At 36.1% G+C, this 15420-nt stretch carries 10 protein-coding genes; all 10 read right to left on the bottom strand.

All coding sequences use genetic code 11. From position 1 onward, the window contains the following. Positions 1 to 4: 4 nt before the first annotated feature. The 10 genes from tssK to tssF all read right to left on the bottom strand — a co-directional run bounded on the left by tssK (position 5) and on the right by tssF (position 15411). Positions 5 to 1369 (bottom strand): type VI secretion system baseplate subunit TssK, encoded by a 1365-nt coding sequence (gene tssK, locus AAC388_RS11410; RefSeq protein WP_005076735.1) that lies wholly within the window; start codon positions 1367 to 1369, stop codon positions 5 to 7. A 16-nt stretch (positions 1370 to 1385) separates the two neighbouring features. Then, positions 1386 to 2480, bottom strand: a complete 1095-nt coding sequence (gene tssA, locus AAC388_RS11415; protein ID WP_032012867.1) for a type VI secretion system protein TssA — start codon at positions 2478 to 2480, stop codon at positions 1386 to 1388. Positions 2481 to 2502: 22 nt separating this feature from the next. Continuing rightward, positions 2503 to 5184 carry a type VI secretion system ATPase TssH gene (tssH, locus tag AAC388_RS11420; RefSeq protein WP_080759757.1) on the bottom strand — a complete coding sequence of 894 codons (2682 nt, stop codon included), beginning with the start codon at positions 5182 to 5184 and terminating at the stop codon, positions 2503 to 2505. A gap of 148 nt (positions 5185 to 5332) precedes the next feature. Further along, positions 5333 to 5596 carry a PAAR domain-containing protein gene (locus AAC388_RS11425; protein ID WP_004793184.1) on the bottom strand — a complete coding sequence of 88 codons (264 nt, stop codon included), beginning with the start codon at positions 5594 to 5596 and terminating at the stop codon, positions 5333 to 5335. Between the two features lie 16 nt (positions 5597 to 5612). Further along, entirely contained in the window at positions 5613 to 6380 is a 768-nt protein-coding gene (locus tag AAC388_RS11430; protein WP_032003320.1) for an OmpA family protein, read from the bottom strand. 2 nt (positions 6381 to 6382) lie between these two features. Then, positions 6383 to 7342 carry a type VI secretion system-associated protein TagF gene (gene tagF / locus AAC388_RS11435; RefSeq protein WP_336025734.1) on the bottom strand — a complete coding sequence of 320 codons (960 nt, stop codon included), beginning with the start codon at positions 7340 to 7342 and terminating at the stop codon, positions 6383 to 6385. 37 nt (positions 7343 to 7379) lie between these two features. Further along, positions 7380 to 11201, bottom strand: coding sequence for a type VI secretion system membrane subunit TssM (tssM, locus tag AAC388_RS11440; protein ID WP_342370642.1), 3822 nt, complete (start codon positions 11199 to 11201; stop codon positions 7380 to 7382). A 30-nt stretch (positions 11202 to 11231) separates the two neighbouring features. Then, on the bottom strand, positions 11232 to 12641 hold the full coding sequence (locus AAC388_RS11445; protein ID WP_342370643.1) for a hypothetical protein: 1410 nt from the start codon (positions 12639 to 12641) through the stop codon (positions 11232 to 11234). Continuing rightward, on the bottom strand, positions 12638 to 13636 hold the full coding sequence (tssG, locus tag AAC388_RS11450) for a type VI secretion system baseplate subunit TssG (RefSeq protein ID WP_342370644.1): 999 nt from the start codon (positions 13634 to 13636) through the stop codon (positions 12638 to 12640). Before tssG ends, AAC388_RS11445 begins: the two co-directional genes overlap by 4 nt. After that, the gene (gene tssF, locus AAC388_RS11455) at positions 13600 to 15411 is read right to left on the bottom strand and encodes a type VI secretion system baseplate subunit TssF (protein ID WP_032063484.1); all 1812 of its coding nucleotides are present in this window, start codon (positions 15409 to 15411) and stop codon (positions 13600 to 13602) included. Before tssF ends, tssG begins: the two co-directional genes overlap by 37 nt. Between the last annotated feature and the right edge of the window lie 9 nt (positions 15412 to 15420).

Genomic DNA, 15420 nt, shown 5'->3' on the forward strand with positions numbered 1-15420 from the left:
ACCCTTAAGCGTTCATAACCGCAATCAGTTCAATACTGATATCTTGGAAGCCAGCCGGAACATAAATACAAATCGTCTCTGAATCTAACATGCGCTGGTATAATTCATGATGCGGTTCAACTTCAAAATAGCTCACACCAGAACGTACAGGGATCGCTGTTGGAACCTGAATCAAGTGATGCAATGGAATTGCAGGTAATGCAGCAACTACACGTTGCTCTACATCTAAAGTACTACCAATCTTGAATCGTAAAGGTACAATCTGAATCAACTCATGTGTCTGCATTGCACTACTTGATACTGCAATATAAAGTCGAGTGTCTCGAGTAATCTTATCGGTCTCAAGACTTCCCACCCAATATGAAGGGCGGATTTCTTTAAGTGCAATACTGATGTAACGGCTCGAAATAATTGTATCGAGTAAATCACGTAGAATCGTGTCTAACTGCGAAAAACTTTCTTGTAAATTATGGTGTTTATAGGCAGGCAACTGGTCGACATCATACGCCGTCGAGAAGGTTAATAAAGAACCTGCTAAACGTAACAATTCGAAGAACAAACGTTCTGGATGGATTTGTGGATATTGCACAAAATGATTCAGGCCAGCATGAGCTGTGTTTAAGGCATTTACTAACCAGAATGAAACGATATCACCTGAACGGAATTCAATTAACTTCTGTTCATTTTCTCGGTTATTGGTTTGAATCGTCTTAATTTTTGCCTTAATCACATTCAGTGTTCTTTTTAAGTTTGAAATGAGTGATTCTGAGGCATCCACGTGCAAAATTGGCGGAATAAACTTTCGATCAATTTCAAAAGCGCCGGAGCTTTGACGCTTAATCTTTCCAATCGGCAGATATAAGAAACCATCTAGATTGTGGTCTGGATTACTATGTACATCTAATAATTTAAAAACAGCACGGCGGCGTAGCAAACTAATATCTGCTTCAGTAGCATTAGTAAACAAATCATGCGTTTCAACAAGGTGTGATTGATATCTACCCTTTTGCGCTTGGTTTTGATCAATTAGATTTTGCTTATTTGCTTGTAAAAGCGGCAATGCTAAATAGATTAGCATCTCACCACGTAAATTAAGATCGTCTAATAAAATTGGTTCAGGCAATAGATCATATGCAGGTGCCTGATAAATTTCACCGTCTTGCCAGATCATCTCTACAGACTCAAGAGCAAGAATATGCGTACTCAACTGAGCTTCATCGAAACTTAACTTTTGAATGCCATACGAAAAAGGCACAACTGCGCGAACCGTATGATTTAGGCGTTGTTCATGATACGTATCTTGAATTTGGAAATGTTGAGGTCTTAAAAATAAACCTTCGCCCCACAGGACTTTTTCAGCTTTAAACATATGTCTTTACCAATCTTTATTCATATTCATTTTTAGGCTGCACACCTAACATTTCCTGAACCATTTGTAATGGATGCTCATCTTTGATGACTTGCGCTAACCATTCATGTAATGGCATTTGACTCCATTTAATCGTTTTTTGAAGCATATAGCTCACAGGGCTATGAGGTTCATTTGCTTGGAAGTAATCTGCGATTTCTTGCAATACTTTCATTGCTTGCTCACGGTTAGCCAAGTGCGTTTGTGCTTGAGGCTGAAAAGCTGGCTGATCTGAAACAACTTGTACAGGCACTTGGTTTTCCATAGATGAACTCGTGATAACAGTAGCTTGTTCTTGGATTGGCGCAAGCCCTGTACCAAAAGCTTCTGCTTTATAAATCTTACGTAATGTGCTGTGAATAGTCTCAAATGCCGAATCAATAGCAGCAAAACTCGGCGAATCTAATCCCATTAAATGATCAAGAGTCTGTTTTAAAACATCCCACTCGGTTAAGACTGAACTAAAATCTTGATAATTAGAATATTGAAAAGTTTTAGAAGTATTAAAAATGGCTTGGTCGAATTGTTCTAATTCAGATGGTCCTGACTGGCTGTCATACTCTTCAGTTTGTTTACGGCGAACATTTTCGTGATATAGAAAATTATCGTAATCAAGCAAATTATAATAAGGAGCTGTATTGGTTAAAGAAACTTTCTTTAACAACATCGGAAGCTGATTAATTAAACCCTGTAATAAACCAATGCGTTGATCTAAGTCATCATCTTCAATAACAGGGTGAATTTCCTGCCAGTATTGATTCAGCATGGTATGGCTTAAAGTTAAACCTTTAGCCATACCTTCAAAACCATAAAGATGAGTCCAAGCCTCTAAGAGCCAAGTTAATAGACGAATATCTTTCGTTTTATCTTTTAGCAAAACACTCGTGTTCTTTGCTACAAAGTCCCAATCGGCTTGTTTGCGCTCAGCAACCCAATCACCTTGATCTAGTAATAGATCATCTTGTGTCTTCGCTTTTTTTATTTCATGAAATTCATTAGAAAACGAAAAGTCATCACCACAAGGTAAACTATCACTAATGGGTTCGAGTAGTTCAGAAATATCAATATTCATCTAATTTTAGCTCTATTCAATTTTAAACTTCTGACTTCAATTTTTTACTAGTCCTTTTTTTAGCAGCTTTTACAACTGGGTCTAGTACATATTGAATTTCGTCATCTTTAGCATCAATCATGATAACTTTTGGTAGTTTTTGCTCTGCTAAAGCCACCAAAATTTCTGTAGCTAATGCAGGTAACACTGTAGAATTTAAAATATTATCAACGTTACGCGCACCACTATCGACTTCTGTACAACGGCTTAAGAGGAGCTCTACCAAATCATCAGAATACTGGACTTGTGTTCCGTATTGTTTCTCAATTCTTGCTGTGATTTTGCCTAACTTATGCTTAATGATTCGTACAAGTAAATCGTCATGCAGTGGGAAATAAGGTACAACTCTCATTCGGCCTAAAAATGCAGGCTTAAATTGTTTATATAAACTTGGTTTTAAGTGCTCAATCAACTCTTCAGCTGTAGGCCACTCTTCTACAGGTCTATTTAAGCAAGCCTGCATAATGGCACTTGAACCAGCATTTGAAGTTAACAAAATAGTCGTGTTTTTAAAATCAATTACTCGTCCTTCACCATCTTCTAAAGTACCTTTATCGAATACTTGATAGAACAGTTCCTGAACATCGCTATGAGCTTTTTCAATTTCATCAAGCAACACAACACTGTACGGGTTACGGCGTACAGCTTCTGTTAAAACCCCACCTTGGCCATATCCGACATATCCTGGAGGCGCACCTTTCAATGAAGATACCGTATGCGCTTCTTGATATTCAGACATATTAATAGTGATTAAATGCTGCTCACCACCATATAACTCATTTGCCAAAGTTAATGCAGTTTCAGTTTTACCTACACCACTTGGTCCGACCAAAAGAAATACACCTTGTGGCTTATTAGGATCTTCAAGTTTTGCTTTTGAAGTTTTAATCCCTTGAACTAATTGTGTGAGTGCATAATCTTGCCCCATTACACGCTCGCCCAATTTATCTTCAAGCGTTAATATCTGTTTAATTTCATCATTGACCATTTTTCCAACAGGAATACCAGTCCAGTCAGAAATAATTTCATTAATAATCTGAGAGTTTACTCTTTCAAATACTAATGGTTGCTGGCCTTGAATATCGGCAAGATCTTTACGCAGCAGATTAATCTGATCGAAAGCTTCAGACTCATTAGCATGATTCTGTGCTTCTAACTCTTGAATTTTATGAACAAGTTCTAATTCTTTTTGCCACTGCTCTTCGGTTTCTTGGATCTCTTCTTGTAAAGATTCTAAATTAGCTTTTAAAGTTTCCAATCGTTCATGATGAATTGGAATCTGACGATGCTCATTTTCTAAAATTTGCTGCTCAAGCTTTAAGTTATGCTCTTGGGCCTTTAACTGATCAAGCTTTACAGGTTGAGCATTTTGAGTCAAAGCAACACGTGCTGCAGCCGTATCAAGCACACTAATTGCTTTATCCGGAAGTTGGCGACCACTAATATATCGATGTGAAGAATGAACCGCAGTAACGATCGCCTCATCATCAATTTGCAATTTAAAATGCTGCTGCATGACTGGAATCATAGCCCGCAACATATCTACTGCAACTTCTTCGGTTGGCTCTTCTACTTTTACTACCTGAAAACGTCGGCTCAATGCAGCATCTTTTTCAAAATATTGTTTATATTCTGCCCAAGTTGTCGCAGCAATCGTACGCAACTCACCACGTGCAAGTGCTGGTTTTAAAAGATTTGCAGCATCATTTTGCCCTGCTTGTCCACCTGCACCAATTAAAGTATGTGCTTCATCAATAAATAAAATAATAGGATGAGTAGAAGCTTGAACTTCTTGAATAACCTGTTTTAAACGATTTTCAAATTCGCCTTTAACACTTGCACCTGCCTGCAACAACCCCATATCCAGCACATGTAAATGGACATTTTTTAGGGCGTTTGGTACTAAACCTTGAGCAATTTTTAAAGCCAAACCTTCCACTACAGCTGTTTTACCAACACCTGGCTCTCCGGTTAAGATCGGATTGTTTTGGCGTCTACGCATTAAAATATCGAGCATTAAGCGAATTTCATATTCACGTCCAATAACTGGATCTATACCGCCTTTTTTCGCTTTTTCAGTGAGATTAATCGTATATTGATCAAGTGCAGGTGTTTTAGCTACTTTGGTAGCTGCTGCAGTTGTGTCTGTAGGTTCAGCTTCATCTGAAGGTGTTTTTGTTTCATCTTGTTGTTCAACACTCTTCTCACAAATTTCAAGAAACTTATGCTTCATTGAATCAATTGGTAAAAGATCAAATAAACTCGAAGCTCTTGTTGCAATTTGATATAAATCAGGTGCAGTTAATAATGCAACTAATAAATGACCACTACGAATAACGGGATTTTGTTCAGCCGAAGCTAATAACCAAGCTTGTTCAAACAAACGAACAATAGATTTAGCAAAAATAGGAGTTCGAGTATTACCCTTTGGTAATTGAGAAATTGTTTCTTTTAAATCATCAGCTAAAGCTTCAGATGAAATTTTATATTTCTTTAATAAAATTTTTAAATCATTCTCTAAAGATTGATTAAGTAATTCTAAAAATAGATGCTCAATTTCAATTTCGTAATTTTGTTGAATAACACAAGCATTAGCCGATTTTTCTAAAGCAGTTCGTGCAACTGTAGAAAGTTTTGTAATTAAAATTTTTAAATTACTCATCATTACTCTCAATATTTTTAAATAATTTAATGCTTAAAATCATAATGCCTGTATATTAACAAAATTCAGCTTTATCAGACAAACTACTCATCATTTCAAGCGTTAATATGTTTTAGTAGATATTTATATCTATATAAAAATATCTCTACCCTTATCCTTGATTAACTAAACTCTGTTTTGGCAATAATTTACAGCCACATGATAATGAATCATTTACACGTGCTGCAGATTTTCCCATGACAAGCATATTTGGGTCTCCCGATACAATCGTAGAAACCGTTTTGTGTAACGGACAAGTAGCCTTATCTCCTACACAGGCAATTGCAATTCCATCAATTAAAAATGTACTGTTTCCTGAAATGACTTGCCCTCCACCAGTTGTTGGGCATCCAATCGTAATGTAAGGGCTAGCCATGTTCTTCTCCTTATATTTATAGAACAGTAAACTCAATCCGACGGTTTTTCTTTCTTCCTTCTGGAGAAGTGTTATCTGCAACTGGCTTAGATGAACCTAAACCTTCTGTAGATAAATGGTCGGCAGGAATACTCTTACTAATCAAATAGTTTTTAACTGCCAATGCTCGATCTTGACTAAGTTTTAAGTTTTTAGTCGCATCACCAGAACTATCTGTATGTCCTACGATTTTGACTTTCTTACCACCTACTTTATTTAAAGCAATAGCCATCTCATCAAGAATTTTTTGACCCGCATCAGTTAAAACTGCGCTACCAGATTCAAACTCAATAATTCGATTTTTAAGTGCATCATCAATGATTTTCTGCTCAGCCTGATTGACTGATAACTGTGAATACAGTTGATACGGTGGTTGCACTAATCCTTGAAAAGATTGAATTGTGGGCTGGATATCTGCTGGGTTCAGCATTTTTCCACTCAACTCAAAACGTGTACCGTTTACACTCAACTTGCCTTGTGAAACCTTTTTAAGATCAGGAGTAATCACTCGAGTCACGGAATCACTCCATCCATTTGGAGCAGCTACGGGTCTCACTTGTATTTTATCTACAACCTGATCAGCACCATAAACAGATTGCATTTTTAATAAGATGGCCTGTTTACTTGCCTCGTTAGGAACGACTCCTTCTACAACAATCGGCTGAGCTAAAGCATAGTTAGCGATTGCATAGATAAAACAGCCTTTTATGAGCTGTGAAAGTTTAGTTTGATATCGTTGATTCATTATTATTCACCCAAAAAAGTCTGTCTAAATAGTTTTAAACCTTGATTTAAACTTAATTGGCGTTGGCATAATGATTGTTCTAGCGTAGCTAAACCAGCATTCTGCTCCAAATAAGTATCAATCCATTGTGCTTCTATTAAAGAAACCCAGTGTTTACTATCCATATTCTGAGTAAAAATATCGCTAAGGGCTAAAATATCCGCCCCTTGAAAACCGAAGAATAATACGGGTTGCTCTCGATGTAGCAAACCTATCAGCACCTCAGTATTATGTTCTTTTAAAAAACGGCAAATAATACTGACCCAAAATGCTGCTATTTCATAACTGTAAGCAGGATTATTAATAGGTAAGATTAAAACTTTATTTAACCGACTGGTTCCATTTTGTAAAATTGGCTGCAGTAATAATCCTAGACCAATCATACTTTGAGCTAATTCATAAATACTTAACTTCATTAATTGAGCAAATGAGTGCATCGTATGATTTTCATAGAAACCTACACACTCGCGTTCAGTTAAAACCTGAATTTGATTTTGTAAGTGACCTAATTTTCCAAGTAACAGATCGGAATCTTTAATTCCTTTTAAAGCACGATTGTTTTGAAACAAATCAACGAGTACATGTTTATAGCTATAGGGCGCATACAACAAATTATCATACGGTAAATCAATTTCTAACAAATGGCTCAGTACCATTGGAAAAGATCGACCTGAACTATCTTCACTTGCGAGTAGATTTGCCGCTAAAAACATATTTTCTTTCGGATTCGCAATAAAGAAATCCAGTGAAGGTAACGTGTTATAAGCTTCTTTAAAGCTGCCTGATTGCATTGCGTATTCCAATGCTTCAGCAATCCACTGATCAAGCAACTGTATTAGAGCATTCTGACCTTTTGTTTTTAAAAAGTCGCCTCGTGCAGGACTTTTGCCGTAATACAAAGGAGTTGTTTTTAATGTTTGCATTATTGCTCCTCCTTTCGCATAGAGGTTATTTTCCATGTCATGGTTTAACTCCCGCAGAAGGCTGAGCAAGTGCTGAAACAGGATTTTCAGTTCTTGCTGGAGTAGCTTGAGCTGGAGCTTGCTGAGCAGACACCACACGAGCTGCTTTGTCGGCAGTGACTTTATCAACCAGTTGCATACCTGCATAACCACGGCTTGAACCAATACTGCCTGAATTACTGCTAATTAGACGGAAATTCATTTTTACAAATAATGATGGATCAGTTTTACTACGCCAAAGCATTTCAAATCCGCCATTTTGTTCCTTACGTTGAGCACTATCAATTAAACGGTTAATACCGTACTCACCTGGTTCATCAAAAATTGTATGTGTTTGGCCTTGTAAATCTACAGCGGTAATACGAGCACCTGGAATACTGCCTTGGTTTGGCCAAATGAAGTTAACCCACTGCTGAACACCGTTTTCATAGGTCATACGCTGACCATCAATATCAACGGTATATGAAAGCAATTGCGGGTTTGGAATTGGGTAGAACTGGAAGTTCGATTGGTTGGTTGCTGGAGCAGCTTGCGCTTGAGCATTCAACTCACCAGTTGCCATACCATTGGCTGGTGCAACATATCTTTGGAAATTCATAACGAATTGAGGATTTAAACTAATGCCTAAATCTTTCCAAGTTTTAGACGTTAACGTATACCCACGACGAATCACAAATGGATCAAGACTTTCTTTTACAAAGCGAGAAATACTACCGTTCTCACCCAAGATTTGACCAATTTCACTACTTGTTGCTTGTAAAGAAGCTGATGAATTAAATGGATATTTCTTAGCAAGATTTGCTGTAAATGGTTGATAGGCTTGCATTACCCATAATTTATTAATTTCGTCTTGTGTAGGTATAATTAAACTCTCAAAAGCCTGCGTAAGTGGGCTAACTACTAATTTTTGCAGTAACCGCTGATCAATTTCATTGAAACCAACCGCCATTTTTTCATCTACAATTTTTTGAGTTTGGTTAAATACTGACGTTTGCTCATTAAGGGTTTGCTTGACTAATGTCATTGCATTAGGTCCAATTTCACCCGCATTTTTAAGCTCATTAAACTTACTACGAACGAGTGCTAAATTTGTCATATATTCATCAAGCAATGATTTACCTTGTTGATCATCGCGTTTGCGAACCAACTGGTAGAACATTTGGTATTCTTGAGAAATAGCGCCTTGGGCATTGTTTGCCACTTGATTAGCAACTTGCTTGTCATCATGATTTAAAACTTTACGTTTAAACCATGCAATAAATCCTTTTTGTGGAGCTGCAAGCTCAGCTTGAACAACCGGATTATCCCAATTTGTTTCGACTGCAACTCTTTCAATTAATGTTCTAATTGGAGAGTTTTGCGGTTCACCTAAAACATCAATATTTTTTACTTGCTGAGCAAATTGGCCAGCTTTAGCATAATGAATACCACTTAAGAATTTTCTCCATTCAGCAATGTATTCTTGCTTATAAAGCGCTGTTAGCTGCTTTCTAATTTGCTCTGGACTACCCGAGAAAGTTAAATCATCAGATTGTCGACTATTTAACACCCAGTCTTTACTGTCTGTTGGCTTATCTGCAGCTTCCTCAATTGCTTTTTCTACATAGTCATTCCAAGCTTTTTGGGTAAATACGCCAGGTAATGCATAACTACCCAATACAATATTTTTATTTGCCTCACCCACAATCTGACTTACAGTCAGCGCTGGGAAACGTACCGCAGCACGCATTTTTATTTCGTTATAAACACGATCACGCGCTGGCATCCCTCTAACAACAGAGAGCAATACTTGACGTGTTTGATCAACAATTTGCGAATCTGCTTCTAAAACTGGGAATTGTTTATCATTTGCTAAGGTCATTGCATACGACAAGATCTGTTCAGCTTCTTGAATCATATCTGCACGCGGCATTTGACCCTTATTTGCATCTAACCAAGAACGCCAGAAACGCGTAACCTGATCGCTTAGATGACTAGCATCCATATATTGCGGATTGCTCATCATTAAATATGCTTTTAATGCATTATAAGCATCTTGAGGGTTGGTATCTGAAGGTTCCAAATATTGTTGAGATTGAGCAGTTTGCTTGATCTCAACATTCGTGTGGTTTGCTTTTAATGTTGCTTCATTATTTTTTACACGTTGCAAATATTGAGCAATATTTTGCTGTGTTGGTGTTAACACAATCTGTTTAACACCTTTTAAATATTCAGCTTTTAACTTTTCACGAAGCTCATTGCCCTGATATAAACCAAAACTAAACTTAAGTGGTCTATTTTCATCAAACTCATCTAACTGCTGTAAACGTCTTTGAAGAATCAGCAAAGCTTCTAATTGGGTAGACAGTTGCTGACCAGAGGCTCTTTCTAATTGAACGACTTTATTTAAATCTGCTTGAACTTCACCAATTAATTGCTGGTTATTACGATAAGACCAAACCCATACACCCAAAATTATTGAAACACCTGCTAAAGCACCAATAAATGCAATATAACGTTGACGTTTTCTGCCCGTATTTACATGCTGCTTAACAAGATCTTTATCTTTTAAAATAACATCTGAAAATAGACCATTTAAGAAATAGCCATGGTTAGGAGTAATTTTTGAGTGGTCTTTTAAATCATTTTGAGCAATTTGAGTCAGCTGGAATTCTTGTGCAATTTGTTCAGTCATTGGACTTTCAATTACACCTTCCTGCAAAGCACTGGTGAAGTAAAACCCACGGAAAACAGGTTGAAATTGATATGGGTTATCTTCAAAAAGTGTACCAATAAAGCTTTTTAAAGCTGGTTTTAATGTTTTAAATTCTAATGGGAAAGTCATTACACTTGGTGAGATATTTTGCGAATGACGGCGACTTAAATGAGTCGAACTTACCCCTTTTAGACCATCATAAAGAATAGTGTAATGTTTTTCGAACAAATCTACTGCGTTATGAGAAGAATTTTGCTCATATGGAAGCGTTGCTCCCCAAGCTTGGTTATATTCTTGAGCTTCATAAAACTCAAAAAACTCAGTAAAACCTGCAATCAAATCCATTTTTGAAAAGACTAAATAAACAGGTACAACCACTTCTAGACGTTCGGTTAGATCTTGAATACGAGCACGTAAATTTTTAGCAAGCTTTAATGAGTTTTCAGGACTTTGACTAATTAGCTCAGCAATACTAACAATTAGAATCAAACCATTAACTGGTGCTTTAGAACGGTTCTTTTTTAAAATATTTAAGAAACCTAACCACTCAGAATGATCTTCGCTATAAACAGAATAACGGCCCGCTGTATCGAGCAAAATACCTTCTGTAGAGAAGAACCAGTCACAATTTCGAGTACCACTTAAGCCAGCAGATACCATTTTCTGATGTGTTTCTTCAAAAGGAAACTTTAAACCAGAGTTATAAATAGCTGAACTTTTACCTGCGGCTGGGTTACCAATAACCATATACCAAGGAAGCTCATATAATGCAGCATTCCCTTTTTTATCACCCAACTTAGATTTACGAATCAGTTGAATTGATTCTTTCATTTGTTGACTAACTAGCTGAAGCTCTTCTTTATCTTTATTTTTGCCATATTCAGCTTGGTTATCTTTTTCGATCGCCTCAGCTAACTCTTCACCTTGAGCAGCATGCTTTCTTCGTTGAATAAGCCAATAGATACCATAAACAATAAGACCCAAAGCATAGGCAGTTGCTAAAGCCCAGAATATATGACGAGGAATTGAAGTATATGAAGACATCAATGCCACGAACAATGACAAGGCGATAATTGCTTTAGGATTCGTGATGTACTGCCACAAGTAGCCTAAAATTGTATGCATTCTATTCTCGTTCTAAGTCCAAAGTTTAAATTAGTTATTCAACACCATCGCATCATCTTCTGAGTTTTCAGTGATACTCTGCACAAACGTATGTGCTGACACCGTATTTTCTCCAAAGACAATAGGAATGATATGTTCAGGGAAATGCATGCTCAGCATAAAGCCATAAATATCAGCTAAATTTTGGGTATGCCCTAATGAAGATTTCACATAAATATAGTGATGCGGTTCTACAGGCGTTTGAAGAAAGTGTTGCTGCAATTTCTTCGAAACTTTTATATCGGTCTGATCTGACAAAATCAGTACATAAGGCTCATCACCTTCATGCTGAGGTAAATCATTAAATTCAAAATTATTAAAAAGCTTCGCTGTATCTTGTTGACCTACTACCACTTTCAGTGCTTTAGTCGGTTCTAATTCTTGAATTTTTACTAAAGGATCTGCGAGTAAACAGCTTGCTGCAAATTCAGCAGGAATATAATCTTTAATCATCCAAGATTTTTCATCAATTAGATCTTGATCAATTTCCGAATCGGCCACGACCAAAAAGAACATCTCATGCTCTCTTTTATGAATACCCTTTAATAAATGCATTAACTCTTGGTAAGCCAGTTGCTCTCCAAAAAAATGATATTCAATATGGATTTTTTGAGCAGAAATACCAATTTCAGTAAAAAACTCTAAAATTAATTCATTACTGTGGTCATCATTCCAGATATGTAACAAATCCTCCGAAAGAAGGATGTGAAGATTTAAGCGATTTAAGCGATAAACTTCTACGATCGGCATTTCAACATCGTCATATTCAGAGTCGGGATCTACCCATGCTGGATGCATATGATATTCACGGGCTTGTTGCAACTCATAAAATAATGTTGAACGCTTTAAATGCTCAGCTAGAAGATATAAATTTTCTATATTTTGTTCGAGTTGCTGTCTTATTAATGACATCATACGAACTTGTCGTGGAGAAGCATATTCGCTCTCCTCACGATTCTCTTCATCCAAATCTTTAATACGGTAAGATAAAATAGGCAATCCGTAAGAATTTAACAGTTGATCATCCAGCTCTGGGCTTTTAAAGTTTTGTAGCTGCTCAATAATGCTTTCATTCTCACCTAATGCATGTAAAGCAAAAGCAGAGTAAATATTAAAGTCTAGCTGTTCTAATGGTTGATCAGCTACTGTGTTTTGTTTTTGACTAGCATCATCTTTATCTTGATTTATAGCTTGCTCTTTTTTGTCTTTATACGTTGTATAAGCGCTATAAATTAACCATGGCGATAAGATCACCAAGGTAATAACTGCAGGTAGCAGCAAGAAATAAAGAAAAAAATCTCCTTTATCGGGATTATATTGAACATCACGCCAGTAGAAAATAATAATTCCACTAACCAATGAAAAAATAGCAATGAATGAGAGTAATATTTTTTTAATCATATTTTCTCTCCAATAAGGCTATAGCAAGTTTCATGGTTATGTACTTTTGGTTGTCGTGATATGAGAAAAGAACCCTGCCCTAAACCACTCTCGTTATTGAGAGTTAAGCAGATGGGTTGTATTTCTGATTCATCCAAGATAAGCCGTAAATCTATTGATAAAGTTGGACTACACCAAGTTTCCACGAGCTTTTTAAGCTTTAAACTTAACTCTTGATTTGGTAAGAAACTGAGATATTGCTGACGTTTTAATGGCCCAATTTGAATTTCAATTTTTCCATCAATCTGCTGAATGGTTTCCCCACAAAAAGTATTAACACCAAGTAGACTCGGCTGACTTCCACCTAAAGTTGTTAACTGATCACTCGCTAACTTAAAGGATTCTTGTACAAATTCTTTAATCGTAATTTCATGTTTAAAAATACACGACAGCATCGTTTTTAATGCATGAACTGTATTATTTTGCCCCTGCATTAATCCTGAAAATTCTGCAAAATATTCATCAAGATCAGCTTGTTGATGCTGCGAACGCACATAACCATTCAAAGCATGCAGAATATCTAAATAGTCATTTTTATGTTCTATCTCATATCTAATCGGTAGATTATAAGTAATACTAGAATCTACATATTGAGCAGTAAGCTTATGATTAAATAAGCTTAGAAACTCTTTAGTCTCAGCTCGTTGCTGACGCGGAGCTTGCTTAATCTTATTCGTATACGTATAAGGTAAAGCACCTTGTATGCCCGTAAGACCAACGATTAAATTCGTAATATAAATCCGCTCGTCCGTTAATTCTAAATTTTCAATCTCTGTAGCAGGAAAATTTAAATTAAAGGATGTCTCAAACTTAAAATGATCACTCCAAGATGAACTAACTGTACGACTTGAATCATGTCTTAATAGCCGTGTTGCTTGGATAAACTCAAAAGACTTTGGCTTTGTAAAGAGCTCAGCTGTTACAGAAGAGTCTTGCCACCAACGTTCTGACTGCATTGGTATAACTCCTGCTGAGATGAATAATCCTTAACCACCAAATCAACAAAACTATTAATTTGAACCTTTAAATTAAAAACACGACTCAATAACTGACTAAAAATGTATAGGCTATGACCTCTAAATACCGATGAATCAATTTGTAACTCTGCCTTTACTCCTCTTACAAACATTGGAAATGGCTTTCCATCAACAAGTTTGTGAGTAAGTGAAAATTCCAGATGTTTGATTGATTCAATAATTAGATAATTTTCTTTTGATAAAGGTAAATTATATAAAGCAAGTAACTCTTTAATATGAGATACCGCATCACCTTTCATTAAAGCTAAACTATTTAATGAAAGGTGTGAAATAACACGCCACTGCTCACTCTGACTTTGGCCAAATTGATAAGGTTTCGTAGGTCTTTTTAAAACAATAGCGCGGCGAGCCAAACTACTATCATTAAGGTTTAATATATTATTAGATTGCCCTAATGCTTCATGTGGTAAGTCACGATTTGAGCATAATAGTTTTGTGCTAATAAAATCCGAACGTGTTGACGAAGGATTTAAATTTTTAGAAATAATTGAATACCCCATTTCGACAAAATTGGGCTGCAGGTTTTGATAGTTTACAGAATAGAAAAAACGTGCTGTGTCAGCATGATAATGACTCATGGCAAAAAAAGGCAGCACCGGAACATAGCTTTCTTCTTGACTCGTTTTTTCACGAACCATATTCATTTCAGTAATTGAATACACCTGATAAAACTCAGGATGATGAGCATCTGTAATTAGCGGATATTCTAATTGCTTATGTACAATTTTTTGTGGTTCAGCGTATTTTTCAAATAAATTAATAACTGGTGTAGTAAACAATTTAAAATTAGCGACATTTAATTCAGAATAATTTCGCACTACAGCTTGATCATTTAAATTTAATTTAAAATGTATAAGCAGCTCAAAATTACTATCTTCTAGAGATAAGCGCTTTAAAAAACCTAAATCAAGTTTTAGATAATTAAATTTTTCAGGAAAACAAAAATACTCCATCAGCAAACGATAAGCATGATGAGTATGCTGATCCAGTGGCAACAAACTTTCTTGCTCGGAAAAACCTGTTAACTCAAATGGATTTTTATCTAGTTCAACAATTTTCTGCCCTACTTTAATGGCAAAAGATGTTCCCTTCTTAAAAATACTGTCTAGTACTTGAAGTGGAAAATTAGAAATTGCATCTAAATAAATAGGTAGTTTTTCATTTATTAAACATACATGAGCATGATTAAAAATTTCAAATTTAAAAGTTAAAGTCGCATTTTGACTTAAATGCATATGGGCACTAGGTGTACTTTTGAATTCTAGCGCTTGCAAGCTTATCGGGAGTAATTTGACTTCTTGCGTGGTATTAAACTCACACTGAACGCCTTTAAAACTGCGAGACTTCAAAACTGTGTGTGCAGGAACAATATGCGCTTCTGTGAGCTGTTTTATTTTATTTATATCTTCAAAGCTTATTACTGAACAAGCCGGAAAATGACGTAAGTATTGAGGGAACATCACCTCAAATAAAGAACGTGTAAATACGTCATAACTATCAGCAAGTTTCTTATCAATACGAGCAGAAATTAATGAAAATGCCTGTATAAGACGTTCGATATGCGGGTCATCAATCTGCTCTTGATTTAAAGATAAACGCTGAGCAATTTTCGGATATTTTTGAGCAAATTCACGAGATTGCTGACCAAATTCCTGTAGTTGTTTTTCGTAAAAAGGTAAAAGCTCTTCTATCACAACACACCC

The organism is Acinetobacter sp. D009 (assembly GCF_038562025.1).
GTDB classification, from domain to species: Bacteria; Pseudomonadota; Gammaproteobacteria; order Pseudomonadales; family Moraxellaceae; genus Acinetobacter; species Acinetobacter pittii.